Origin of the sequence: Actinomadura sp. KC345, assembly GCF_004348515.1 — a bacterium.
Classification (GTDB): Bacteria; Actinomycetota; Actinomycetes; order Streptosporangiales; family Streptosporangiaceae; genus Spirillospora.
Genome location: NZ_SMKH01000098.1, coordinates 1 through 25,094 on the forward strand (window position 1 = coordinate 1; position 25,094 = coordinate 25,094).

Annotated in this window: 25 protein-coding genes; 15 read left to right on the plus strand and 10 right to left on the minus strand. The window is 69.6% G+C overall.

Features of this window, described 5'->3' with window-relative positions; translation table 11 throughout:
* Positions 1-310: 310 nt before the first annotated feature.
* The 4 genes from E1281_RS18025 (at position 311) to panB (ending at position 3,260) form a co-directional block, all read left to right on the plus strand.
* Entirely contained in the window at positions 311-1,219 is a 909-nt protein-coding gene (locus E1281_RS18025; protein WP_131879657.1) for a helix-turn-helix transcriptional regulator, read from the plus strand.
* Positions 1,209-1,412 (plus strand): DUF397 domain-containing protein, encoded by a 204-nt coding sequence (locus E1281_RS18030; protein ID WP_131879659.1) that lies wholly within the window; start codon positions 1,209-1,211, stop codon positions 1,410-1,412. The genes E1281_RS18025 and E1281_RS18030 overlap by 11 nt, the downstream gene beginning before the upstream one ends.
* A 232-nt stretch (positions 1,413-1,644) precedes the next feature.
* Positions 1,645-2,238 (plus strand): hypothetical protein, encoded by a 594-nt coding sequence (locus E1281_RS18035; protein WP_131879661.1) that lies wholly within the window; start codon positions 1,645-1,647, stop codon positions 2,236-2,238.
* A 155-nt stretch (positions 2,239-2,393) separates the two neighbouring features.
* Complete coding sequence (gene panB, locus E1281_RS18040) at positions 2,394-3,260, plus strand: 3-methyl-2-oxobutanoate hydroxymethyltransferase (protein ID WP_131879663.1); 867 nt, start codon at positions 2,394-2,396, stop codon at positions 3,258-3,260.
* 263 nt (positions 3,261-3,523) lie between these two features.
* Here the strand turns inward: panB and E1281_RS18045 are convergent, their stop codons facing one another.
* The 3 genes from E1281_RS18045 to E1281_RS18055 form a co-directional block, all read right to left on the minus strand.
* Positions 3,524-4,387 (minus strand): SDR family NAD(P)-dependent oxidoreductase, encoded by an 864-nt coding sequence (locus E1281_RS18045; RefSeq protein WP_131879665.1) that lies wholly within the window; start codon positions 4,385-4,387, stop codon positions 3,524-3,526.
* Positions 4,378-5,349, minus strand: a complete 972-nt coding sequence (locus E1281_RS18050) for an alpha/beta hydrolase (protein WP_131879668.1) — start codon at positions 5,347-5,349, stop codon at positions 4,378-4,380. Before E1281_RS18050 ends, E1281_RS18045 begins: the two co-directional genes overlap by 10 nt.
* 95 nt (positions 5,350-5,444) lie before the next feature.
* Positions 5,445-5,807: a nuclear transport factor 2 family protein gene (locus E1281_RS18055; RefSeq protein WP_131879670.1), complete on the minus strand. Its 363-nt coding sequence runs from the start codon at positions 5,805-5,807 to the stop codon at positions 5,445-5,447.
* 53 nt (positions 5,808-5,860) lie between these two features.
* Here E1281_RS18055 and E1281_RS18060 point away from each other — a divergent pair, with 53 nt between their 5' ends.
* Both E1281_RS18060 and E1281_RS42595 read left to right on the plus strand, forming a co-directional pair.
* Positions 5,861-6,271, plus strand: a complete 411-nt coding sequence (locus E1281_RS18060; RefSeq protein ID WP_243717073.1) for a thioredoxin family protein — start codon at positions 5,861-5,863, stop codon at positions 6,269-6,271.
* A gap of 27 nt (positions 6,272-6,298) precedes the next feature.
* Positions 6,299-6,427 carry a hypothetical protein gene (locus E1281_RS42595; protein ID WP_279433623.1) on the plus strand — a complete coding sequence of 43 codons (129 nt, stop codon included), beginning with the start codon at positions 6,299-6,301 and terminating at the stop codon, positions 6,425-6,427.
* A 773-nt stretch (positions 6,428-7,200) separates the two neighbouring features.
* Here E1281_RS42595 and E1281_RS18065 read toward each other — a convergent pair.
* The 4 genes from E1281_RS18065 to E1281_RS18075 all read right to left on the minus strand — a co-directional run bounded on the left by E1281_RS18065 (position 7,201) and on the right by E1281_RS18075 (position 11,390).
* On the minus strand, positions 7,201-7,884 hold the full coding sequence (locus E1281_RS18065; protein WP_131879672.1) for a response regulator transcription factor: 684 nt from the start codon (positions 7,882-7,884) through the stop codon (positions 7,201-7,203).
* Positions 7,885-7,900: 16 nt separating this feature from the next.
* Positions 7,901-9,040 carry a sensor histidine kinase gene (locus tag E1281_RS18070; protein ID WP_131879673.1) on the minus strand — a complete coding sequence of 380 codons (1,140 nt, stop codon included), beginning with the start codon at positions 9,038-9,040 and terminating at the stop codon, positions 7,901-7,903.
* Positions 9,037-9,198: a hypothetical protein gene (locus E1281_RS40330; protein ID WP_165958985.1), complete on the minus strand. Its 162-nt coding sequence runs from the start codon at positions 9,196-9,198 to the stop codon at positions 9,037-9,039. Before E1281_RS40330 ends, E1281_RS18070 begins: the two co-directional genes overlap by 4 nt.
* Positions 9,199-9,299: 101 nt before the next feature.
* Positions 9,300-11,390 carry a DNA topoisomerase IV subunit B gene (locus E1281_RS18075; RefSeq protein WP_131879675.1) on the minus strand — a complete coding sequence of 697 codons (2,091 nt, stop codon included), beginning with the start codon at positions 11,388-11,390 and terminating at the stop codon, positions 9,300-9,302.
* 226 nt (positions 11,391-11,616) lie between these two features.
* Between E1281_RS18075 and E1281_RS18080 the strand changes: the two genes are divergently transcribed.
* The 4 genes from E1281_RS18080 to E1281_RS18095 all read left to right on the plus strand — a co-directional run bounded on the left by E1281_RS18080 (position 11,617) and on the right by E1281_RS18095 (position 14,961).
* Entirely contained in the window at positions 11,617-12,519 is a 903-nt protein-coding gene (locus E1281_RS18080; protein WP_131879677.1) for an ABC transporter ATP-binding protein, read from the plus strand.
* On the plus strand, positions 12,516-13,589 hold the full coding sequence (locus E1281_RS18085) for an ABC transporter permease (RefSeq protein ID WP_131879679.1): 1,074 nt from the start codon (positions 12,516-12,518) through the stop codon (positions 13,587-13,589). Before E1281_RS18080 ends, E1281_RS18085 begins: the two co-directional genes overlap by 4 nt.
* 119 nt (positions 13,590-13,708) lie before the next feature.
* The gene (locus E1281_RS41925) at positions 13,709-13,939 is read left to right on the plus strand and encodes a hypothetical protein (RefSeq protein ID WP_131879681.1); all 231 of its coding nucleotides are present in this window, start codon (positions 13,709-13,711) and stop codon (positions 13,937-13,939) included.
* A gap of 278 nt (positions 13,940-14,217) precedes the next feature.
* The gene (locus E1281_RS18095; protein WP_131879695.1) at positions 14,218-14,961 is read left to right on the plus strand and encodes a peroxide stress protein YaaA; all 744 of its coding nucleotides are present in this window, start codon (positions 14,218-14,220) and stop codon (positions 14,959-14,961) included.
* Between the two features lie 135 nt (positions 14,962-15,096).
* Here E1281_RS18095 and E1281_RS18100 read toward each other — a convergent pair whose 3' ends face one another.
* The 3 genes from E1281_RS18100 to E1281_RS18110 form a co-directional block, all read right to left on the minus strand.
* Positions 15,097-16,776, minus strand: coding sequence for an RNA polymerase sigma factor (locus tag E1281_RS18100; protein WP_131879683.1), 1,680 nt, complete (start codon positions 16,774-16,776; stop codon positions 15,097-15,099).
* 252 nt (positions 16,777-17,028) lie between these two features.
* Positions 17,029-19,185 (minus strand): SpoIIE family protein phosphatase, encoded by a 2,157-nt coding sequence (locus tag E1281_RS18105; protein WP_131879685.1) that lies wholly within the window; start codon positions 19,183-19,185, stop codon positions 17,029-17,031.
* Positions 19,186-19,562: 377 nt separating this feature from the next.
* Positions 19,563-20,144: an HhH-GPD-type base excision DNA repair protein gene (locus tag E1281_RS18110; RefSeq protein ID WP_131879687.1), complete on the minus strand. Its 582-nt coding sequence runs from the start codon at positions 20,142-20,144 to the stop codon at positions 19,563-19,565.
* 94 nt (positions 20,145-20,238) lie between these two features.
* Between E1281_RS18110 and E1281_RS18115 the strand changes: the two genes are divergently transcribed.
* The 5 genes from E1281_RS18115 to E1281_RS18135 form a co-directional block, all read left to right on the plus strand.
* Positions 20,239-20,943 (plus strand): molybdopterin-dependent oxidoreductase, encoded by a 705-nt coding sequence (locus E1281_RS18115; protein ID WP_207943337.1) that lies wholly within the window; start codon positions 20,239-20,241, stop codon positions 20,941-20,943.
* Between the two features lie 40 nt (positions 20,944-20,983).
* Entirely contained in the window at positions 20,984-21,736 is a 753-nt protein-coding gene (locus E1281_RS18120) for a cytochrome b/b6 domain-containing protein (protein WP_207943338.1), read from the plus strand.
* A 140-nt stretch (positions 21,737-21,876) separates the two neighbouring features.
* Positions 21,877-22,125 carry a hypothetical protein gene (locus E1281_RS18125; protein WP_131879691.1) on the plus strand — a complete coding sequence of 83 codons (249 nt, stop codon included), beginning with the start codon at positions 21,877-21,879 and terminating at the stop codon, positions 22,123-22,125.
* A 148-nt stretch (positions 22,126-22,273) separates the two neighbouring features.
* The gene (locus E1281_RS18130; protein ID WP_165958986.1) at positions 22,274-23,812 is read left to right on the plus strand and encodes a hypothetical protein; all 1,539 of its coding nucleotides are present in this window, start codon (positions 22,274-22,276) and stop codon (positions 23,810-23,812) included.
* A 97-nt stretch (positions 23,813-23,909) separates the two neighbouring features.
* On the plus strand, positions 23,910-25,094 hold a 1,185-nt coding region (locus E1281_RS18135; protein WP_243717075.1), incomplete at its 3' end, for an SseB family protein.

Consider the following 25,094-nt stretch of genomic DNA (forward strand, 5'->3'; position numbering starts at 1 on the left):
GCAGCAGCGCGGTGAAGGCGTCCCGGACGGCCTTCCGCGCCACCCCGGCACACCGAGCGTCCGGCGGCAGCACCCAACCCGCACATCCACCCCGCCGAACCACCTCCGCCGCACCACCCGACGCCTTCACCACCACGTCCACCACCCTCCGACCTGTGATCACGAAAACACCCTGAGTGATGTCCTCGCGTCGCATAGTGAGCCCCAAGGAGCGACGGTCGCAAGCGAAAGTGGAAAATTCCATCGCAGAATCCTGTCCAGCTTCACGAAATACCCGCTGGCCTCGTGGCCGACACGGCACACTCGGTACATGCCTGAACGTCGTCCCACGATCCGCGAGCGCAAGCTCGCCGCCGAACTGCGCCGCCTGCGCGAAAGATCGACCCTCCGGCTCGACCAGGTGATCGCCGAACTGCAAGGGCGGGGAAGGGGACGCTGGTCCAGCCCGAAGCTCTCCCGCATCGAGACGGCGGCCCAAGGCATCAAGACAACGGACGTCAACCAGCTATGCGACGTCTACGACGTGACCCCCGAGAGGCGGGAGGCGCTTCTCGCCCTGACCCGATCGGCACGCCAGCGCGGCTGGTGGGACGCCTACGCCGATACCATCCACACCGACTACACCGCCTACATCGAACTCGAGGCCGAGGCGAGGTCGCTCCGCTGCTACAACGCGCTCATGGTCAACGGTCTCTTGCAGACCGAGGAATACGCCCATGAGATCATCCGTGTCGGATTGATGCAGTTCGCCCCACTATCTGAGGTGGACCGGCGTGTTGAGGTCCGCCAGACCCGGCAGGGTCTCCTCGACGCCCGGGAGACCGAACCGCTCCGCGTTTGGTCGATCATCGACGAGGCGGCCCTTCGCCGCACCATCGGCGGTCCGGCGGTCATGGCCCGGCAATGCGACCACCTGCTGAAGCTGGCCGAACGCCCCAACGTGATGCTGCAGGTGCTCCCCTTCGCCGCCGGGGCCCATCCGGCCCTCACCGGCGCATTCGTCCACATGGAGTTCCCTGAACGCCATATGCCGGACATCGTCTATCTTGACGGGCTGACCAGTGCCCTCTATGTCGAGGACGACGCTCAAGTCCACACCTACTCGCTCGCGTTCAACCAGCTCGCGATGACGGCTCTCGGCGTCGAAGATTCACTCGACATGATCTCCGCACTGGCAGGACAACACCGAGATCGGCATATTGGTGCGAATGAGCACTAGCGAGGATCATCCCGTATGGCACAAGAGCTCCCGCTCAGCGCAGGGGGCGGACTGCGTCGAGGTCGCCGGGGTGACCGGGTACTGCGCCGTCCGGGACTCGAAGGATCCGGAGGGCCCCGTGCTGGCCTTCACGCGGCGGGACTGGTCCACACTCCTCGACGCCATCAGGACGGGCGCCCACGACCTTCCCTGAGCGGCACCCTCCGTTTCGTCCAAAGCCTCACGGCAGCCCACGCGGCGCAAGCCTCGGCGCTGTGGTTTGGGGCGACGCTGGGCCCCGCATGCAAAGGGACCCGCTCACCGCCACCGCGCCCCGAGGGCGCCGACCGATGGTTCCGGCTCATATCGGCTATCCTCGTCGACCCCGATGATGATCAACCATGGAGCGGGCGGCAACGGTCGCTCCCTGCGGAGGTAGGGCGGCAATGGGCGACTGGTTTCAGACGATCGTCGATGTCGAGGCGGGAGCGGAGGACGCGGACCGCCTCGCGAACGGCGTGCGGGACTGGCTGATATCCGTAGGGGTCGTCCTGGCCGAACGCACGGACTGCGTCCTGGGAATCGAGGTCGGCCATCCGCCGGGGCCCGCTGTCGGGCAGGCGCTGGAGGATCCGTCATCGGACGACGGGTGGCAGAGCCTGTGGACCAACGGCCTGGACATCAGCGTGGGACGCAGGATCTTCGACGCGGGGCAGGGCGATGTGGAGGCGGTGACCTGCCCGCACTGCATGGGGGAGATCCGTCTCGTCGACGACGGCTGGGAACTGATCGACGAGGCGTGGGCCCCGTTCAGAGAGGTTCTGACGGATTGGCCGGAAGGATACGACGGCGTCATCGCGTGCCCGTCCTGCGACCAGCCGGTGGAGCCCACCGCCTGGCGCTGGGCGGACGACTACTTCGCCTTGGGCCACCTCGGCTTCACGTTCTGGAACTGGCCGCCGCTGAAGCAGGACTTCATCGCCGAGGTCGGCCGACGGCTGGGCGGCCACCGCACCGTTCTGATGGCGGGGAAGCTCTGATCCAGGTGTCGGTCGCCGCTCGTCGTCGCACGGTTGCGGCGGGCGCGCATGATCCGGCCGAGAGTGCGTGGTGTACAGGTCCCCGGGGCCGTGTCACGATGATCGGGAGTCCGGGGACGCCGCCAGGGCGCCTCGAGATGATGAACGGAGTCGTCATGACGTCTCTTTGGCCTGCCCCCGAATCGGCAACGCCCGAACAGGAGCCCGCCTACTCGGGAGCGCCCGCTCCCCGGGTAACGGTCCGGGACATCGCCGCAGCCAAGTGGCGGGGCGAGAAGTGGGCCATGCTCACCGCCTACGACGCGATGACCGCGTCGGTCTTCGACCAGGCCGGGATCCCCGTGATCCTCGTCGGCGACACGATGGGCGACAACCATCTGGGATACGACTCGACCGTCCCGGTCACCCTGGAGGAGGTCGTCTTCCTCGCGTCGGCCGTCGTGCGCGGTACCAGGCGCGCTCTGATCGTCGGTGACCTGCCGTTCGGCAGCTACCAGCGGGACCCGGGCCAGGCGCTGCGCAGCGCGATGCGCCTCGTCAAGGAGGCCGGGGTCGGCGCGGTCAAGCTGGAGGGCGGGGAGCGCAGTGCGCCGCAGATCGAGCTGATGGTGGGCGCGGGCATTCCCGTCATGGCGCACATAGGGCTGACGCCCCAGTCGGTGAACACGCTCGGGCACCGGGTCCAGGGACGCGGCGAGACCGCGGCCCGGCAACTGCTCCAGGACGCCCGTGCGGTGCGGAAGGCCGGCGCGTTCGCGGTCGTCCTGGAGGCGGTACCGGGAGCGCTGGCCGCCGAGGTCACCGCTGACCTGGACATTCCCACGGTCGGCATCGGCGCGGGTCCGGACTGCGACGCCCAGGTGCTGGTGTGGACCGACGCCGCCGGGATGACCGAGGGACGCGCGCCGCGCTTCGTGAAGCGGTACGGCGACATCCGCCAGAGCCTCGGCGACGTCGCGCGCGCCTACGCCGAGGACGTCGTCACCGGCGCCTTCCCGGCACCCGAGCACACCTACGCTTGAACGGGGGGCACCCCGTCCGCCTGCCGCCCATGCGAGCGACGCACCGCCGCCGCCTTGCCCACCAAGGTCGAGGCACCGGTTCCCGAGCCAGCCGCGGTCACAAGCGGCCCCCGAGAAACGAAACAGCCATCAGGCAGACAGGCATCAAAGCTCCAAAGGTCGGCGGTGGTACCGCAGGGAAAGTCAACAGCTTTCCCGGCCCGCCAACCTCCCCCGAACGGCGGCTGAACGGTGACTCCGCTCGACGGTGCAGCCGACAGCGGCTATTGAACGATGGCCTTGTTGAAAACGGGTGGGGCGCCCAGTGCCTCGCGGTGGGATTGGGGGCGGGTGCCGTCGATGTCGAGGACGTTCAGTTCTTCGCCCAGTTCGGCTCCGATGAGGACCTGGCCGCTTCGCTCCATGAGGTCCGGGTCGCGGGCGAGGGCGTCGATGAGGCGCCCGCTGAACACCGGGGACTCCGCGCCGGCGGCGAAGGACTTGTAGCGGTCGGGGGCTCCCTCGAACAGGGCCTTGGTCCGCTCGGTTCTCAGTATGCCCATCCACAGCGAGACCACGGCGACGTTGTAGGGCTTGAAATCCACCGCCATGTCGTGGGCCATCTTGTCCACGGCCGCCTTCCCCGCGCCATAAGCGGGACCGTGCATGTAGCACTGGCCTCCGAAGGAGGACGTGTTGACGACCAAACCGGCGTTGTTCCTGATGAGCAGGGGCGCCGCATAGTAGCTGGCCACGTAGGCGGAGCGCATTCCCACGTCGAACATGTCCTGGAGGCCCAGCGACTTTTCCCAGAAGGGGCCCTTCTTGGGCAGGTCGGGGGGAATCGTGAACGCGTTGTTCACGAGGACGTCCAGCGAGCCGTGCTCACGTTCCACCTGCTTGAACAGGGCTTCGACCTGGTCGTCCTGCGAGTGGTCGCATATCACCGGGATTCCGGTGCCGCCGCGCTTGTCGATCTCTTCGGCGGTTTCGAACACCGTGCCCGGAAGGGCACTCGAACCCGTGGAGCCTGTGCGTCCGGTCACGTAGACCGTCGTCCCGGCCTCGCCCAAGGCCAAGGCGATGCCCTTTCCGGCGCCGCGGCTGGCGCCGGTGACCACCGCCACCCGGTCTGCGGTCAGGCCCATGTGCACTCTCCGAGAAATTCGAGCATCACCGCCGTGGTCTCGGCGGGCTTCTCCATCTGCATCATGTGACCGGCGTCCTTGAGCATCCGGACGTCGCGCACGTCGGCGTGGTGCCTCTCCAGCCTGCTCAGCGGGTCGGAGCCGTGCCAGCCCTCCAGGTCGGCGTCCTGTTCGCTGCCGATGAAGTAGTACGGCGCGGGATTCTTCCTTTCACCGTACGACTTGCGGTACTCCCAGGAGAGGTCCATGGCCCGGTACCAGTTCAGCCCGCCTGTGAAGCCGCTGCGACTGTAACTGGACACATAGAATTCCAGTTCGGTCTCGGTCAGCCAATTCCATGGAAGGGGCGGCGTCTCCGGCAGAGCGTCGATATAGGTCGTGCCCGGAGGCTGCTTCCAGACGTCCAGGTAGTGGTAGTCGCTGGAGAGGGCGTAGAACACCTTGCGCAGGAACTCGCGGGGGGCGGCGGCCAGGTCGCGGTCGGCGGAACCGGGTTCGCTGAAGTAATGGATGTGGTTGAAGTGCTTCTCGGCCTGGCGGGCGGCCAGCGTCAGCGGAGATTCCCTGCTCGGAGTGAAGAACGGATTCTCCAGGGCGATGACCGCCGCCACGCGTTCCGGGTGGTGGTAGGCGAGGTCGTAGGCCGAGAAAAGGCCGAAGTCCAATCCGCTGAAGACCGCCTTCTCCGCGTCGAGGTGGTCGAGCAGGCCGACGAGGTCGCCCACGATCCGGTCCACGCCGTACTCGCGGTGGTCGTCCGGGCCGGTGGTCTCGCCCATGCCGCGCATGTCGGGGGCCACGACGCGGAAGCCCGCTTCGGCGAGGGGGCCGATCTGGTGGCGCCAACTGAACCAGGTGTGGGGGAATCCGTGAAGGAGGACGACCGGCGGCCCTTCCCCCTCCTCCACGTAGTGGACGTCCAGGCCGTTGATCTTCGCGTACCGATGACTCCAGTCAGCCACGCTGCGGTCCCTTCGGCTCAGGAGTCGGCTCTCCGCCACGACTGTGCAGGACCCGCGCGGCACCGGCACCGCGCCGTCCCGGTGAGCGGGAACTCCTACGTCTCGATGTCGTCCGGGCCCCAGTGGGCGTCCATTCGGACGATCTTGCCGTCGGCGTCGAAGGTCATCACGTCGATGGCGCGGATCTTCATACCGGGGACGTCGACGGTGAAGGCCATCGCGGCCCGGTCGCCGTGGGAACCGCGGATGGGGCCGTCGAGGGTGAGCTTGGCTCCGCCGGCGATGGCGTTCGTGTAGAACTCCTCGATCGCGGCGCCGCCCGCGATCGGCGGGTTGCCGACCGGGTCCTCGATGACCGCGTCGTCGGTGTAGAGGGCGACGATGGCCTTCGGGTCACCGGCGTTGAAGGCGTCGACGTAGGCTTGGAGCGTCTGCTTCATGTGGTCCTGGGTCGGCATGGACGCAGACTAGCAAGCGATCGCTTGGTGTCCAGGTGCGTGATGATGGACGGATGGCGATCGCATCATTCATGGTTTCGCTCGGTACCCCCGTTCCCTCCTTCACGCTCCCCTCCATCGGGGGTGAGACCGTGTCGGACCGGGACTTCGCGGAAGCGTCCGCTCTGCTCGTGGTCTTCATGTCCAACCACTGCCCGTACGTACGGCGCATCGAGTCCGCGATCGGCGCCCTCACCTCGGAGTATGCGGGCAAGGGGCTCGCCACCGCCGCCGTGTGCAGCAACGACACCGCGAACTACCCGGACGACGGCGCCGATCATCTGCGGGAGCAGGCGGATCGGGCCGGGTTCGGGTTTCCCTATCTGGTGGACGAGTCCCAGAAGACCGCCCGGGGCTTCAACGCCGCCTGCACGCCGGACTTCTTCCTGTACGACCGGGAACGCAAGCTCGCCTACCGCGGCTAGTTCGACGGGGCGCGCCCCAGGAACGACGTGCCGTCCGATGGAAGCTCCCTGAGGGCGGCCGTGGACCTGGTGCTCGCCGGCGAGAACGTCCCCGAGCCGCATACCCCCAGCCTCGGCTGCGGGATCAAGTGGAAGCCCGGAAACGAGCCGGTGTGACCGGCTCTCGCGGCGATCCACCGGATGCCGCGACCACTTCACGTCCACCGATTCACAGATGGATCGTTCCAGCACCTCATCACCACCACAGTGCGTGGACGAGCGGCCATCATCTGCTAAAAGGCTTCGCTACACTCGCCAGCCATGAGATCTGTCAGAATGCATCCTGCGTTCATCTTGTTCTTTCTGATGGGCCTTATCTGTCTCCCAGCCGGGGTGATTACGACAGCGAATGGCGTTGGCCACTGTCCAGGCCCCGGCGACAGGCAGGTCACCGCACAGTGCAGCCTTGACGCACAGGGAATCCAAACCGCGGGAGTGGTCGTCGCGATCTCGGGGCTCGCGCTCATGGTGGGGGCCGTCGGCTTCCAGGTGGGCAGATCGAACGGGCAATCCCAAGCCGTGGCGGCACCGCCCCAACCCGTCTACCCGGGGGGTTCGCCGCTGCCCAACCCTCAGCAGCCACCACTGCACCCCCACCGCTGAGACCCGACCCTCCGACGGCACAGAGCACTCGCGTTCCGGTCGATCCCGGAGGCTCCGCGAAATCACACCGGCTGAATCACACCGCCTGAATCACACCGCCGGAATCACACCGCCGGAATCACACCGGCTGAATCACACCGGCTGGGCTACACCAAAGGTTTTCGCCCCTCGCGGGGGCGCGGGACGGCGGTCACCTGTACGTTCGCCCCGGTTGCAGGCCGCGTTCGGCGAAGGCCCCAGGGCTTCGAGGAGGTCGGACGGGGTCTTGCCGCGCGCTGACCCGACGATCAGTCGGTCAGGCCGTGCCTGAAGGCGTAACTGACGGCCTGGGCCCGGTCGCGGAGGTTCGCCTTGGCGAACAGGTTGTTGATATGGGTCTTGACCGTCGCCTCGGAGATGAACAGGTCTCCCGCGATCTCGGAGTTGGAGCGTCCCTGAGCGATCAGCGCGAGCACCTCCGCCTCCCGGCGGGTCAGGCCGTCGGGTGGGACGCCCTTCGGCGCACCGGCCGGGGCGCCGGGGCCCGGCCGGTGTTGCGGTTCCTCGGCGGCGACCGCATCGACGAGCCGACGCTGGATGGCGGGGTCGAGACCCGCCGCTCCCCCGCGGACGGCCTCGACGGCGCGGGCGATCTCGTCCGCGCCGGCGTCCTTGGTGAGGTAGCCGCGTGCCCCGGCGCGCAGCGCGGCGAAGATCGACTCGTCGTCGGCGTAGGTGGTGAGGACGACCACCTCCACCTCCGGGTGTGCCTGCTTGATCCGGCGGGTCGCCTCCACGCCGTCCACCCGCGGCATACGCAGGTCCATCAGGACGACGTCCGGGCCCAGTTCCGCGACCATCGCCACGGCCCGCTCGCCGTCACCGCACGACCCGGCCACGTCGAGGCCGGGCAGCAGTTCGAGCAGCAGGACCAGCCCCTCGCGCACCACGGTCTGGTCGTCGACGACCAGGATCCTCGTCTTCTCGGTCACCGCGTCCCGTCCTCCATCACACCGGCACTCTGAGGGACACACGGAAACCCTTGCCGTCCGGCCCGGTCACCAGAGTCCCATCGATCAGCTCGGCGCGCTCCCGCATCCCCACCAGCCCGTACCCGCCGCCGTCCAGTTCGACGACGGGCTCTGTGCCGCCGGTATCGGTCACTTCGAGTTCCACCTTGTCGCCGAGGTAACGCAGGGTCACGTGTGCGCGTGCGCCGGGGGCGTGTTTGCGGATGTTGGTGAGCGCCTCCTGCGCGGTGCGGACGACGGTCAGGCCCGCCTGCGGCGGGAGGTCGCGTGGTTCGCCCGTCACGTGCACGTCACAGGACCGGCCGGTACTCGCGTGGAACTCCTCGGCGAGTTCGGCGATGACCTCCGTGGGCTGCGGGATCTCGCCGCGCAGGGTGGCCAGCGCCCGCCTGGTCTCCTCCAGGCCCGAGCGGGCCAGGTTCCGCGCCCGCTCCACCCGGTCCAGGGCCTGCACGCGGTCGCCGTCCCGGGACAGCAGCAGCCGCGCCCCCTCCAGGTGGACGACCTGCGCCGACAGCGAATGGGCCAGGATGTCGTGGATCTCCCGGGCGAGGTGCGACCGTTCGGCGAGCACGGCGTTCGCGGCCTCCGCGCGGCGGGCCGCCTCCTGCGCGGCCATGCCCTGGCGGCTCGCGATGGCCCCCAGGGTGATGCCCATCGCCGCGACCAGCACCCCGAGGTCGGCGCCCTCGTCCCGGAACAGCCGGCCGATGCCGGCCGCCGCGCCGATCGTCACGGCGCCCGCGGCGAAACCCCAGATCAGCGGTAGCTGGGAGACCAGGACCCAAAGCGCGATCATGGCGACGATGAGGCTCGCGCCGAACTCGGGCTCGATGCCGTAGAACGCCAGCGAGGCCGCCACGGCGCCGGCCGTCGCCAGGATCGACGCCGGGCGCCATCGGGCATCCTCCGCCCGGGAGAGGCGCATGCCCACGGCCAGGAGGAGGATCATGAGAACGTTCAGTGCGGCGATGACCAGACCGAGCCCGTACAGCGCCGGCGGCTCCTCCGACGCGGCCAGCTTGCGCACGTAGGCGAGCAGGCCCCCGGCCACCAGGCCGCCGACCACGACGATCCTGGCGATCCGCTCCGCGCGGGACCACCGGCCGCACTTCACGGCGCCGCGCCCGCAGGCCCGAGCCCACCGTCCCGCCGCACCCGGCGACCGATGAACGGCTCCGTCCGGTCGCGTCCGCCGGGGCGGGCACGCGCTTCACGCCTGCGGGCCGGCGTGAGCACGGCGACCGGAGGCGGCGCCTTGTCCGGCATGTCCATGGCGCCGAGAGTAAACGGTCGCGGCCTCGCGCGGATCGGCTCCCGGCTGGAGTTCGCCTTCTCCACCGCCGGGTGGAGAGGGCGTGCCACGGGCCCGGTGGCTACACGTCGATGCGCTCGGCGTCGAGTTCGGAGGCGCCGGCGGTGATGAACGCGCGGCGCGGGCCCACGTCGCTGCCCATCAGCAGCTCGAAGATCTTGGCCGCCTCCTCGGCGTCCTCGATGCGGATCCGGCGCAGGATGCGGTGCCGCGGGTCCATCGTGGTCTCCGCGAGCTGGTCGGCGTCCATCTCACCGAGGCCCTTGTACCGCTGGACGGGCTCCTTCCAGCCCTGCCCCTTGCGCTCGAACTCCACCAGCTTCCGGGTGAGCTCGCCGTCGCTGTAGCAGTAGACGTACTTGTCCTGCCCCTTCTTCGGCCTCGTCAGCTCGATGCGATGCAGCGGCGGGACCGCGGCGTAGACGCGTCCCTCCTCCAGCATCGGCCGCATGTACCGGTACAGCAGGGTGAGCAGCAGAGTGCGGATGTGCGAGCCGTCGACGTCGGCGTCGGCCATCAGGATGATCCGCCCGTAGCGGGACGCATCGATGTCGAAGGTGCGGCCGGAACCGGCCCCGATCACCTGGATGATCGCGGCGCATTCGGCGTTCTTCAGCACGTCCGCGACCGACGCCTTCTGCACGTTGAGGATCTTGCCGCGGATCGGCAGCAGCGCCTGGAACTCGGAGTTGCGGGCCAGCTTGGCGGTGCCGAGCGCCGAGTCTCCCTCGACGATGAACAGCTCGCTGCGGTCGTCGGCGGTGCGGCAGTCGACGAGCTTGGCCGGAAGCGCGGAGTTCTCCAGCGCGTTCTTGCGGCGCTGGTTGTCGCGCTGGGTACGGGCGGCGATGCGGGTCTTGGCGGCGCCGACGACCTTCTCGAGGACGGCCCGCAGTGGCTGCTTCTGCCCGCGCGGCGGGTTCTCGAAGATCTGGCGCAGCTCGCGCGTGACGACCTGGGAGACGATCCGGGTCGCGGCGGAGGTGCCGAGGACCTCCTTGGTCTGCCCCTCGAACTGCGGCTCGGGCAGCCGGACGGTCACCACGGCGGTGAGGCCTTCCAGGACGTCCTCCTTGAGGACGTCCTCGTCGCCGTTCTTCAGCAGCCTGGTCGCGCGGAGCTGCTCGTTGACGACCTTCAGCACGGCGCGGTCGAAGCCGCGAACGTGGGTGCCGCCCTTGGGGGTGGCGATCACGTTGACGAACGACTTGGTGACCGTGTCGTAGCCGCTGCCCCAGCGCAGCGCGATGTCCACCTCGAGGTCGCGCTCCACGTCGGTGGGGGTCAGGTGGCCCTGGTCGTCCAGGACGGGCACGGTCTCGGTGAAGTGGCCGCGGCCGCGCAGCCGCAGGACCTCGACGATCGGCGCGTCCTTGGCGAGGTAGGTGCAGAACTCGCCGATGCCGCCGTCGAACCGGAACGTCTCGTCGAGGATCTCCTCGCCGCGCTCGTCGCGGACGTCGATGGTGAGGCCGGGGATGAGGAACGCGGTCTGGCGCATCCGGTCCAGGACGAGGGACTGCTCGACCGTGGCGTCCTTCAGGAAGATCTGCAGGTCGGGCCAGAAGCGGACACGGGTGCCGGTGACCTTCTTGGCGACCTTGCGGACCTGCCGCACGCCGGACTTCTTCTTGAACCGGGCGTTCGGGCGCCCGTCGTCGGCGAACTCGCCGGGCAGCCCGCGCCGGAAGCTGATCGCGTGGGTGTGCCCGTCGCGGTCGACCTCCACGTCCAGGCGGGCGGACAGCGCGTTCACGACGGACGCGCCGACACCGTGCAGGCCACCGGACGCCGTGTAGGACACACCGCCGAACTTGCCGCCCGCGTGCAGCCGGGTCATGACCAGCTCGACGCCGGGAAGTCCGGTCTTGGGCTCCAGGTCGACCGGGATACCGCGGCCGTTGTCGGCCACCTCGAAGGACCCGTCGGCGTGCAGCGTCACGCTGATGTGGGAGCAGTATCCGGCGAGGGCCTCGTCGACGCAGTTGTCGACGATCTCCCACAGGCAGTGTGCGAGGCCCCGGCTGTCGGTCGAGCCGACGTACATCCCGGGTCGCTTGCGCACGGCCTCCAGGCCCTCCAGCACCGATAGGTGCCGGGCGGAGTAGCCGTGCGGGTCTTCGGTGGTCGCTTCGGCGGTCGCGGCGGTCAACGTGCGTGTGCTCCTCGGGGGTAGGACGGTCGGCAGAAGGGTACCCCCGGCCGCCGACAATCCACCGGCAGGCTCGCCGCCGCGTACGTTCCGGCACGTCTGCGCGGCGGCCCTGGACGGTTGGCCAGGCTACCCGCCTCCGGGCCACCGCGGCTCCGACTTCTGGACCCGGACGTCCACCTTTGGGTGGGTGTGCGCCACCTGAGCTCTGCCTATCGTGCTCCGCATGACGCAAACGATCGAGGTCAGGGGCCTGCGGAAGCGCTATGGCGACGTGCGCGCGGTCGACGGTGTGACGTTCGGAGTCGAGGAGGGAGAGTTCTTCGGAATCCTCGGCCCGAACGGCGCCGGCAAGACGACGGCACTGGAGATCATCGAAGGGCTGAGGGAGGCCGACGAGGGGGATGTGACTGTTCTCGGGATGTCGCCGTGGCCGCGGAACTCCAGGCTGCTGCCCCGGATCGGCGTCCAGTTGCAGGCATCGGCGTTCTTCGAGCGGCTGACCGCGCGCGAGCAACTGCGGACGTTCGGCTCGCTCTACGGCGTCCCCGCGAAGAAGGCCGACGCGATGCTGGAGCTGGTCGGGCTGGACGACAAGGCCGGCGTCCGGGTCGAGAAGCTGTCAGGCGGCCAGGCGCAACGCCTGTCCATCGCCTGCGCGCTCGTCCACGACCCGGAACTCGTCTTCCTGGACGAGCCGACCGCCGCCCTGGACCCGCAGGCCCGCCGCAACCTGTGGGACGTCCTGCGGGAGATCAGCGGGCAGGGCCGCACGATCGTCCTGACGACGCACTACATGGACGAGGCGGAAGCTCTCTGCGACCGCGTCGCCATCATGGACGCCGGCCGGATCCTGGAGCTCGGCCCGCCGGCCGTACTGGTGCGCGGCCTCGACGCCCCGGCCAGGATCAGCGTGGCCAGCGGCGTCCTCGCGGTGGAGGACGCGCTGCTCCTACCGGGGGTGGACGAGGCCGCGGACGACGATGTCTCGCTGACCATCTCCACCCGCGACCCATCGGCGGTGGTCGCGGCCATGGCGGCCAAGGCGGCGCTCGACGGGGTCCAGATCCGCGGCGCGACGCTGGAGGACGTCTTCCTCGAAGTCACTGGGCGGGAGTACAGGGCATGAGCACGTACGAGAGCTTCAAGAGCTTGTCCCGGGCCATGTACCTGGGTTTCCAGCGGGACAGGGCCGCGCTGTTCTTCACCGTCCTGTTCCCCCTGATGTTCCTGGTCATCTTCGGCGGCGTCTTCAATGAGCAGACGACGTCCAAAGTGGACGTGCTGAAGATCGGCCAGGTGCCGGTGCTGGAGCAGGCCGTCGCCCAGGGCGGCGGCGAACTCGGCAAGGTCATGACGGTCGCCGAGGCGTCCGGCCGCGCCGACGCTCTGCAGCAGGTGGAGAAGGGCGACGTGGACGGTGCCGTCGAGCAGCGCGGCGGCCGGCTGATCGTCCACTACTCAGCCGCCGACCAGGTGAAGTCGGGGACGGTGCGCGGGCTGATGAACTCGGTCGTCCAGGCTGCGAACCAGGCCGACTCCGGCAGACCGCCCGCCTACTCGCTGGCCGCGCAGCGGGTGGAGGACGACTCGCTCAAGGCCATCCAGTTCTTCACCCCCGGACTGCTGGGCTGGGCGCTGGCGTCGGCGGCCGTGTTCGGCGCCTCCCAGACGCTCGTGACGTGGCGGACCAAGGGCATCCTGCGCCGCCTCCGGCTCTCTCCCGCCCCCATCCCCACCGTGTTCGCCGCACGCGTCGCGGTCAGCGTCGCCATCGCTCTCGCCCAGTTCGCACTGTTCGTGCTCGTGGCGCGGCTTCCGATGTTCGGACTCCAACTGGAGGGCGCCTGGTGGATGGCCATCCCGCTGTTGGTGGCGGGCGTCCTCTCCTTCCTCTCGATAGGGATGCTCATCGGCGCTTGGGCCAGAACGCAGGAGACCGCCAACGCCGTGACCCAGCTGATCGTCCTGCCCATGGCGTTCCTGGGCGGCTCGTTCTTCCCGCTGGAGGAGACACCGGGCTGGATGCAGACGGTTTCGTACATCTTCCCGCTGCGATACCTGAACGAGGGGATGCTCAATGTGATGAGCCGCGGCCTAGGCCCGGGGTCCGTACTCGCCGAGATGGGCATTCTGCTGGGCGTCGCCGCCGCCGGCGCGTTGCTCGCCCTTCGGCTGTTCCGATGGGACGCCGCCTGATGTGACCTCGGTCACTAATTGGGCCATTCTGCTGTGGGCGTACGAAGAACCAGGTTGGGAACGTCAGCGTCGGGTTAGATGTTGTCCTAAGTACCGACCCCGAGCATGAGGAAGGTGCCGTGACTGGAGCCCTTGCCCCAACCAAGCCGCTGACCGTCGCCGACCGATGCGACCGCTGCGGCGCTCAGGCCTACGTCCGTGCTGTCCTTGTAGGCGGCGGCGACCTTCTGTTCTGCGCCCACCACGGGCGCAAGTACTCAGAGGCGCTCCGTTCCAATGGGGCCGACATTCAGGACGAGACCGACCGGCTCACCGAAACCCCGGCGACCGCTCCGACCGACGAGCGGTAGATCCCCATATAGCAGGAGCGTAGAACGGCGGCCACCGGAGACGGTGGCCGCCGTTCACATTCCAGCCCTTCGGCTCCACTGTGGAGCCAATTGGACATGGACGACGTCACTGCGTTGCGTGGTCATATAATCACTCTCGGTATTCGACCGATGGCGCGTATCACCATTTCACCCTGATGGGCGCCTGTGAGTGACATTCTTCACGCACCGTGTCATCACCCAGCATCCGTGTCATCACCCAGCACCGCGTCTCGCGGTCGACCGCCGTTCGGAGGATCGTGCACATCCTGCTGCCGCCGTCAGAGAAGAAGGCCGCCGACGGAGACGGTCCTCCCCTCCGTCCGGCCTCGCTCAGCTTCCCCGGACTCACCCCGGTACGCGAGCGCGTCCTGGCGGCACTGAGCGAGGTGTGCCGCCGCGACGACGCACCGGACGTCCTCGGCCTTCCGGCAGGACAGGCCGAGGACGCGCTGGCCCGGAACAAGGCGATCTCCACGGCGCCCACGCTGCCGGTCGCGCGGCTCTACACCGGCGTCCTCTACGACAACCTGAACCTCGCCGACCTCGAACCGGTGGCCGCCGCCGAGCAGGTCATCGTCTTCTCGGGCCTGTGGGGCGCGCTGCGGCTCACCGACCGCGTCCCGCCCTACCGGCTGGCCATGTCCGTGTCGCTGCCGCCCGAGGGCCGTCTGGGGGCGTTGTGGCGGCCCGCGATGCGCGACGCCCTGCGGCTGGACGACGACCTGATCGTCGACATGCGCTCCGGGCCGTACGCGTCCGCCTGGAAGGCGCCCCGGCCGGCCGTGGCCGTGCGGGTGTTCCGGGAGCGGCTCGCAGGCGGCGCCGCCAAGCGGACGGTGGTGAGCCACATGGCCAAGGCGACCCGCGGGCAGATCGCGCATGACCTGCTCAAGGCCGGTGCGGCACCGCGTACTCCGGAGGAGCTCCTCAAGGCCGTCGCCGGCCTCGGCCACTCCGTGGAGCTGAACGGGACGAACCTCGACGTCATCCTGCACGACTGACAGCGCACGCGACTGACAGCGCACGGCCCGCAACTCGTCCGGGCGAGCGAACGCCGTCCAGGCAGAGGACAGGGCCCCGCCGCGCGGGCGGGGCCCTGTTCCCGTAGCTCGACCTCCGGTGGGCGGAGGTACCGATCAGTCCAGGTAGTCGCGCAGCACCTGGGACCGCGACGGGTGGCGCAGCTTCGACATGGTCTTGGACTCTATCTGCCGGATGCGCTCGCGGGTCACCCCGTAGACCTTGCCGATCTCGTCCAGGGTCTTCGGCTGGCCGTCGGTGAGGCCGAACCGCATCGACACCACGCCCGCCTCGCGCTCGCTGAGCGTGTCCAGGACGGAGTGGAGCTGCTCCTGCAGAAGCGTGAAGCTGACCGCGTCCGCCGGGACGATGGCCTCGGAGTCCTCGATGAGGTCACCGAACTCGCTGTCGCCGTCCTCGCCGAGCGGGGTGTGCAGCGAGATGGGCTCGCGCCCGTACTTCTGGACCTCGACGACCTTCTCCGGGGTCATGTCGAGTTCCTTGGCCAGCTCCTCCGGGGTGGGCTCGCGGCCCAGGTCCTGGAGCATCTGCCGCTGCACGCGCGCCAGCTTGTTGATGACCTCGACCATGTGCACCGGTATACGGATGGTGCGGGCCTGGTCGGCCATCGCGCGAGTTATGGCCTGCCTGATCCACCAGGTGGCGTACGTGGAGAACTTGTAGCCCTTGGTGTAGTCGAACTTCTCGACCGCGCGGATCAGGCCCAGGTTCCCCTCCTGGATCAGGTCCAGGAACAGCATGCCGCGCCCGGTGTAGCGCTTGGCCAGCGACACCACCAGCCGCAGGTTCGCCTCCAGCAGGTGGTTCTTCGCGCGGCGGCCGTCTTCGGCGATCCACTCGAAGTCCTCGTTGTCCTCCTCGGACATCGCGGGACCGTCGGCGGCGAGGCGCTCCTCGGCGAAGAGCCCGGCCTCGATGCGCTTGGCGAGCTCCACCTCCTGCTCGGCGTTCAGCAGGGGGACCTTGCCGATCTGCTTGAGGTAGTCCTTGACCGGGTCGGCGGTGGCGCCGGCGGCCGCGATCTGCTGGGCGGGCGCGTCCTCGTCGTCGTCGCCGAGCGTGAACCCCTCCTCCTCGGAGGCGGGGGTGCCCTCGGCGGCCTGCTTGCCCGCGGGGACGACCTTGGCCGCGGGCGCGCTCTGGGCCTCGTCGTCCTCGATCTCGGGCGCCTCCTCGGGCTCGGCGGCGGCCTCGTCGGCGAGTTCGACGTCCAGCACGGTCAGGTCGTCGAGCTCGACGTCGCTCTCGTCGTCGACCTCGGCCTCGGGGTCGTCGACCTTCTTGACGGGCTTGACGGGCGCGGCCTCGGCCGCCTGCACGGCGCCCTTCTTGGCCGGGGCGCCCTTCTTGGACCTGGCGCCCTTGGCGGGCGCGGCCTTCTTCGGCGGCGCGGGCTTCGGCGCGGGGACGGCCTCCGGGCGCTGCTCGGCGGCGGCCTCCTCGGGCTCCGCGTCGTCGCCGACGACGGCGGTCACCGTGTCGGGCTGCTCCTTGGCCGCCGCGGCGGTCCTGGGCCTGCGCGCCGGAGGCGTCCCGCGCTTGCGCGGACGCTTGGGCGCCGCGGAGTCGGCAGCGCTCACCATGACGGTCACACCCTCCTTGCTGAGGCTCCGCAGAATGCTGGAGGCCTTCGACACGGGGATGTCGGCCTCCTCGAACGTACGTCGTACGTCGTCGGCTTCGAGGTAACCCTGGGACCGTCCACGCTCGATCAGTTGCGCGATGACGTGATCGTGCAGATCTGACGCTTTCGAGGTCGAGCTAGCAGGCGACACAAATACCTCTCGAACGAACGTGTGGCTTGGTTGACCCAAGTGCCCTGACGGGCCCGGCCTCACACTGGGTGGGACCACACACAGAGGACCTCCCGGTGCGGGACCGCAGCGTACCCGCTATCTCTGGGTCAAGCATTCTGGCACTGCTGCGCGTTCCGCCTGTGAAGTCCTACCCGGTAACTCTCCACCTTAGAGGGCGCGGGACGGTCCTTCGTACGTACCAGGCCGTCTTCGCGCGGGCTCCGGCGGCCTTCAGTCGGGTTTGGGCGGGACGTGCAGGGCAAGCACGGTCACATCGTCTACCTGCTCATACCCGGCAAGCATCCGATCGACCAGGAAGTCGACGAGTCTTTCGGGATCTCCTACCACTTCAGGTGGGGCGTCCGCCGCCACGGCGACAAGCTCTTCCAGCCCGGCGTCCACCCCACGCCTACGGTTCTCCACCAGTCCATCGGAATAGAACACCACAGTGTTGCCGGTATCGATGGAAAAACTTGTCTGCTGGCGCTGACTCGGCCATCCGAGGGGAGTCCCGGGCTCCCGCGTGCTGACGCGCGCGGGCGTGTCCGGCGAGATCAGCAGGGGCGGCGGGTGCCCCGCGTTGCTGAAGGCGCCCTTCCCGGTCTCGGGGTCGATGACCGCGTACGCGACCGTGGTGAACTGCTCCTCGTCCTCGGTGGCGCTGAACAGCCGGTCAAGGCCGGCCAGGACGGCGGCAGGACGCGGATCGTTCAGCGCGAGGGCGCGCAGGGCGTTGCGGACGCGTCCCATTCCGGCCGCGGCCAGGACGCCCTTGCCCATGACGTCACCGACGGCGACGGCGAGCCGGTCGTCGGCCAGGCGGAACACGTCGTACCAGTCGCCGCCGACCTGGACGTGGCGGGTCGCCGGGTTGTAGCGGGCCGCCAGCACCATCCCGGGCAGCTGCGGTAGATCGCTCGGCAGGAGGCTGCGCTGGAGCTCCTCGGCGGTCCGGTGCTCGCGCTCGAACAGCAGCGCGCGTTCGACCGCCAGGGCGCACTGGCCGGCGAGCGCCTCCAGGAAGACCCGCTCCTCCTCGGTGATCTCCCTGGGACGGGTGAACGAGAAGCGGAGCGCGCCGATGGGGGCCCCTGCCGCCAGGAGCGGGAGGCCCACCCAGGCGCGCTCTTCGGTGTGCTGGGCGAACAGGTCCCTCTCACCGTGGCCGAGCTGCAGGCGCAGGCTGTCGGGATGCTCGGCCAGGAACGGCCGGCTCTCGCGCACCGCCACCGACATCACGGTTTGGTCACTGACCTTGATATCGTCCCGGGAGACGGGACCGCTCTCGCCTTCGGCGCCCGGCTGGGACGGCGCCACGATGCTGAGGCGCAGCTTGTCGTCGTCCAGCAGCGCCACCGCCGAGTAGTCGGCGCCGATGGCCGACCGCCCCACCTCGGTGATGACCTGGACGACCTGGGAGACGGTCAGGGCCTCGGCGAGCATCGATGTGGCCTGCTGGAGGCGCGCCGTCCGCAGCGCCGCCGCCGACAGCTGCTCGGTCAGCCGCCCGCGCATCTCCTCTGCCTCGCGCTGCCCGGTGACGTCGGTGTTGGCGCCGACCCACTCGATGACCGCGTCGCCCTGCCAGATCGGCACGGCCCTCACGTCGAAGTGCCGGTACGTGCCGCTCTTGGTGCGGATCCTGTAGTTGGTCTCGAAGACCCGGTTCTCCTCGACGCAGTCCTGCCAGGCGGCCTCGATGCGGGGCCGGTCCTCGGGGTGGACGACCGACAGCCAGCCGCCGACCGCGTAGTCGTCCGGCGTCTGGCCGGTGATCGCGCGCCATTCGGGCGCGTCGTCGATCACGCCGCCCGCCGGGGCCGCGACCCACACCACCTGGGCGCTGGCCTCCACGAGCGAGCGGTAGCGCTGCTCCTTGCGGCGGATGACCTCCTCGGCCCTGCGCCGCTCGGTCACGTCCAGCGCCGTCAGGACGACGCCCGGCCGCTCGCCCTCGCCGCCCCTGGCGGGAAGCCAGGTGCAGGCCAGAATCCGCTCCTCGACCGCCGTGGCCACCCCTGCGGCGTCCCCGGACGCGTCCGGGGCGTCGGATGCACCGGGCGGCTCACCGGCCGGTACGACGAGATCGAAGTCGGTCAGCGGGCGGTCCTCGGCGATCACCTTCCGCAGGGCCGCCTCGAACGCCGTCGCCAGCGCCTCGGGCAGCACCTCGGCAGGTCTGCGCTTCTGCAGTTCGCGCACAGGGACGCCCAGAAGCGCCGCGAGCGCGTCGTTGGCCCTGCGGCACCGCAGATCACGATCGAAGAACGCCAGCCCGCCGGGCGCTTCCGTCAGCAAGGTCGCGTACAGCGCGGCGTCGGACGCATCCATGGGCTGCCCCTCCACCCCTGAGACGCGAGGATGCGGAACGGACGTCTCGGTGCTCATGGACAACACCTCCGCCCCAGAGGGTCCCGTACCGCGCGGCAAGTTTTCATCACTATGAGTGAATGGGAGCAGGCTAGCGCCCCCACCTCCATCACAACACCGGTCGGAGTCAGGTATTCATCATCCCGATGGTTCGCCGAGTACGGAACCCCTGATGAACATCCTCGTTCCCTTCGGTCCCAGACGAACCCGTCGGATTCGGACATCGTCCCGGAGGCCGCGGGAGGCGGTCCGCCCGGACGGCGAGTAGGAGATGCTACGACGCCGGGGCGTCACGCGGCGTCAACCCGGCACATTCGGCGAGTTGGCGCGGTTTCGGCGTGTTCCTATTCGACTTCGACGTTCTCACTTGGCGGCGTTCTCACTTGGCGGCGTTCTCACTTGGCGGCCTTGGCGGCGGCCTTCTGCTCCTGCTTGAAGGCCCGGACCTGGGCCAGGGACTCGGGGCCGGTGATGTCGGCCACCGAGCGGTGGGAGCCTTCCTCGCCGTAGGCACCGGCCGCCTCGCGCCAGCCCTCTGGCCGGACGCCGTACTGCTTGCCCAGGAGCGCAAGGAAGATCTGCGCCTTCTGCTTGCCGAACCCTGGGAGGCCGTTCAGGCGCTTGAACACGTCCTTTCCGGTGTCCACGCCCTGCCATACCTTCTCGGCGTCCCCGTCGTAGTTGTCCACGAGGAACTGGCACAGCTGCTGCACCCGCTTGGCCATCGACCCCGGGTAGCGGTGGACGGCCGGCTTCTCCGACAGCAGCGCCGCGAACCGCTCGGGGTCGTGCGCGGCGATCTCGTGCGCGTCCAGGTCGTCGGTGCCGAGCCGCTGGGCGATGGTGTAGGGGCCGGAGAACGCCCACTCCATCGGAATCTGCTGGTCGAGAAGCATGCCCACCAGGGCGGCCAGCGGGCTGCGTCCGAGCAGCTCGTTGGCTTCCGGACGCTGTGCGAGGTGAACCTTCGTGGCCATGGGCCCCAGCTTAAGGCCGGCCCGAATCTGTCCGAAGTCTTACGTGAGTGGGCGAACCCTGGCGGGGCCGATGCCGCGGTGTTCGAATGAGGGCGTGAACGAAGAGGAGCGAGAAGAGGGCAGTCCCGTAGGGCGGCGGGTGGTGCTCGGGATGCTCGGCCTCGGCGTGGCGGGGGTCGCCGTGGGAGCGTCCGTACAGGACAGGGTGAGTCGCGCTCTGGCGCCGGTGGGGCCGGTCGGCGACGTCCTGCCGGCCGCGGGGGGTTTTCGGTACTACTCCGTCACCGGGAGCGTGAAGCGGCGCGACGCCGCCACTCATCGCGTGACCGTCGGCGGTCTCGTCGACAAGCCCCAGGCCTTCGCCATGGCTGATCTGGCACGGCTTCCGCAAACAAGGCTGGAGCGGGACTTCCAGTGCGTCACCGGCTGGCGGGTGCCCGACGTGGAGTGGGTCGGGGTTGCGCTGCCCGACCTGCTGGACGCGGTCGGAGTGTCGCCCAAGGCGCGTGCCGTGACGTTCACGTCGTTCGACGAGGTCTACACGGAGTCGCTGACCCTGGAACAGGCACGCCGCCGGGACGTCCTTGTCGCGACGCAGATGGAAGGCAGGCCGGTCACGCACGATCACGGCGGGCCGACGCGGCTTTACGTGGCGCCCATGTACGGCTACAAGTCGTTGAAATGGCTCGGCGGCATAAACCTCACCGAGGAGCTCGTCCCCGGCTACTGGGAGAACCGCGGATACGACGTGCACGCCTGGGTCGGGCGGTCGAACGGGCGTGACGATGCCCCAACATGAGACGCCGCCCCAACATGACGCGCCCGTGCACGACCCTGTCGTGCCATCCGGGCCGGTCTGGCTGGAGCGCTTCACCCGGGCCGAGCGTTCGATCCACCATGTGACCGCGCTGCTGATGCTGATCTGCCTGGTGACCGCGGCGCTGTTGTACCTGCCCATGCTGGCGACGCTGGTCGGCTACCGGGAGACGGTCAAGACCGTCCACGTGTGGTGCGGGTTCGCGCTGCCCGTCCCGATCGTGCTGGGTCTGGTGTCTCGTGCTTTCAGGGCCGATCTCCGGCGGCTGAACAGATTCGCCCCGCACGACTGGGCGTGGCTCAAGAACGGCAACCGCCGGGTCGTAGACCGTGGGCGCGGGATCTTCCCCGTCGGCAAGTTCAACGCGGGACAGAAGCTGAACGCGGCGTTCACCGCGGGCGCGATCCTCATCATGCTCGGCACCGGCGAGATCATGACCTTCCCCGGCCCCTGGCCGGACCGCTGGCGGACGGGCGCGACATTCGTCCACGACTGGCTCTTCCTCGTCGTCGTCGTGGTGACGGCGGGGCACCTGTGGCAGGCGTTCCGGGACCGCGGCGCGCTCCAGGGCATGCTGACGGGACGGGTCGACCTCGACTGGGCGGAACGCCACCACGCGGGCTGGGCGGACGCCTGGCGGCGGTCACGCCCCGCCGGCCGTAGATCGTCCGGCGAAACGCGCAACGCGGAGGTCAGGGCGGTGGACGGCCTCCCGGGCGAGGACTCCGGAGAAGGCGGCTCAGAATTTGCGAAACGACGCCCCGGTATGTCTTGACTCTCCCCCCAAAAGCGCTGGAATGGGACATCGAGGCTGGGTTCGGACGGAGGCTCTCAAGCCCGGGCCGGTCCGTCCACGCTCCGCCTCGGCCGGCGGCGTCCCCGTCCGCCGGAACCCGTGCGCGGAGGTGTTCGCAGATGCCTGCATTGGCCGATCACCGGAGCAAGACTCGCAACACGCTCACACAACGGCTTTGCGACGAGTTCGCGACGTTCCCCCTGGATGCGGTGTACCGGTGCGTGGCCGACGTCCAGGCGCGCATGGCCCACCTGGGTCTCGACGCCACCCCCGCCAGAGTCGAGCGGATGGCGCGCGAGCACCTGACCGGAATCCTGAAATCGGAGCCGCCCTCCGGGCGCGCTCCGGCGGAAGGGGTGGACGGCTGACCCTCGTCTTCGGGCGTCTCCGGGACATCGGCCGCGCCGGATCTGAGAGGCTAGAAGCGTGAGTCCCCGCAGCCGCCACCGCTCCTCCGGGGACCCGGGCCGGGAGGGATCCAATCCCCCGGACGAGGTCTCGGCGATTTTCGACGGAATGCTGCAGCACGCCCGCGAACTGCTGGCGGTGCGCAGCCCCCTGGACGCCGAGCTCATCGTCAGCGAGATCCTCGGCGCCTGGTGGGGGCACCGGGTCCCGGACGGCGACGTCGAGGAGGTCATCGGCGAGGCCCTCATCGACTACGCCGGATCCGCCGGAACCCCGGCCGCGCTGGCGCTGCTCACCGGCATCGCCTACATGGGGACCGCGCGGCAGGCGGCCAAGGCCGAGCGGGCGGCGCTCCGGCTGATGGGGAACGGGGTCGCCAGGCCGGGATGGGCCGATCGCGTGGGAATGGTCGCCCCAGAGGGCTGCTACGTGTCCAGAGACGTCTTCGGCGACCAGGACTCGGTCGTCTGCACCTACAGCTACGGCGGGGCCGAGCGGCACGCCCTGGTGATCCTGGTCGACCGCAACAAGGCCGGGGCCGTCCAGCCCGCGGTCGGCCCGTTCGCCCCCGCCGCGCGCGCCGGGCACCCGCCGACGAGCGGGATGGTCAGGGACGCGTGGGTCTCGTCCCGGGTCGACAAGCTCCTCGACCACTGCCGCGGCGAAGGCCGCGACAACCCGCTCATGCGGTTCGAACAGCTCGACCCGCGCGACACCAAGGCGCTGCTGCAGAGCGCCCTGGACCTGACGGACGGCACCGACGCGCCGCCGGTGAACGAGAACTTCGGCTCGTACCACGCCTTCGTCCGTGCGCGGGTGGGCATCCTCCCCCCGGGCGGGCGGCTTCCCCAGCCGCCGGTGTACGGGCCGGACAGGCGGGCGACGATCGCGGCCCGGTTCCTCGCCTCGGACGAGGCGGAGGAGCTGTCGGACCGCTCGGCCGCCAGCCGGTGCGTCGACCGGATCATCGACTACGGCTGCACGCACGACTTCGGCCGGCCGCTGCGCGTCAGCCCGGTCAAGTGCGAGATGTTCCTGCTCGACTGGCTTCCGCGGAAGGTTCTGCTGTCCCCCACGGAGCAGGAGGCCGTCCCCCACGTGCTCGCCGCGTGGGTGCGGTGGGCGGGCAAGCGCACGGGGCTCCCCGAGGAAGGCGTCAGGGCGACCCTGGACGCCCTCTGGGACGCCACCGCGAAGTTCGCCGAGGCTTACCGCGACCCGTCCGCATTCGGCCTCGACCGCGAGCTGGTCGACCGGCTGCTGCCCGACGGCGACCTGGAGGCCCTGCCCCGCCGGGCGTTCGCCCTGCCGTTCCTGTCGGGCACCCACCGGCGGTCCGGACGCCACGGCTTCGTCGACCTGTCGGCCTTGAACCCGGCCGACCCCGACGACCGCCGCGTCATCCTGGAGTTCGAGCATCCAGGGGCCGACGAGGAGCACATCGAGGCACACGAACGCCTCACCGAGCGGCTGTGGGACGGTGAGCCCCCGCAGCTCTGGGAGACCGCCCAATCACTGCTCGACGTCGGCTACGAACGCCACGAGATCCTGCATAGACTCATCGACATTCTCGATCGTTCCGGGGACGATCCAGAGGCCCTCCTGGAGGCCCTGCGTGTGCTTCGTCACGAACCCCCACCCGAGTGAACTCCCGGTTTGCGCGCGGCGTCCCCGGCGACAATCATCGGTCTCGGGCATGGTCTCGCGGGGCCCGGAGACCGGCCCCCGGTCGTAGGGAGTGATCTTGTTGGAGTGGTCCGAGTTCGCCCGGCGGCTGGGACGTGAGCTGGCCGGGCTCGAACGGGACACGATCCTCATCGTGCGTGAGCGCGATGAGAGCCGCCACTACGTCCAGGCCATGCGTGAGCCCGACCGGCTCTACGCCGAGGCCGTCAGCAACAACTTCCTCGAAGGGCCGCTGCTGCTCACGCTGGCCGACGAGGAGGTCATGAGCGATGCGGGCTGGCGCCCGCCCGCCGATCCGGCCCCGCGCAACTGGTGGACGGAGCTGCCGGAGTTCGGCGTGCCCGGCGGGATGCAGGCGGTGACCGACGGCGACTTCTCCCGGCTGGCCGACGTGATGGTCACCGCGCTGCGCGACGTCCAGGGCGTGCGGCGGCCGTCGGATCTGGTGTACGAGTCGTTCCACCGGCACGGCACCGGCCTCATCGAGCTGTCCGGCTTCGGCATCGAGGTCGCCGACCCGTCGCGGGTCAACAAGCGCCGTGGCGCGCCGGGCGAGGCCCCGGGACCGCTCGCGGACCCGGCCGGGAGCGGGACGCCGCCGCACCGCCCGTCCCCCGTGGCCGCCGATCTCGAACCCCGCCTGACCGAGGCCAAGGCCAACGGCGACAACACCACGTACTTCCGGCTTCTGGCGGACGCCGACCTGGTGGTCCCGGCGAGCGCGCCCGCCGTGGAGGATCCCGACCGCGCCGAGTTCCCCACCATCACCGTCGGCAGAGACACCTACGTCACGGTGTTCACCTCACCCGGCGCCCTGGCCCATACCGGTGACAGGCAACCCGGCCTCTACCGGCGCACCTCGTTCGCGCAGCTGGCCTCCGGCTGGCCGGATCCCGCATGGCGCCTCGCGATCAACTGGGGCCTGCCGAGCGAAGTCCTCCTGGACTCGTCCGTCATTCCCCGCCTGCACGGAGCTCCGGACGCGACACCGCCCGCCGAGCAGGACGTTTCCAACCCGTACGGAACGGTCGACCCCAACGCGCTCTCTGGGCCCAATCCGGTCGCCGGTGGCTCGACCCCCGCCGCCAATGGTTCCGCCGCAGGCGCCGGTGGTGCCCAGGACGATTCGCATACGGCGGTCGACCCGTACACGACGGCCGACCTGCGAGCGGCACTCGAAGTCGGAACGGCCGCGGAACCCGTGGCGGGGACGAAGCCCGCCGAGCCCCGGACCCCCGAACCC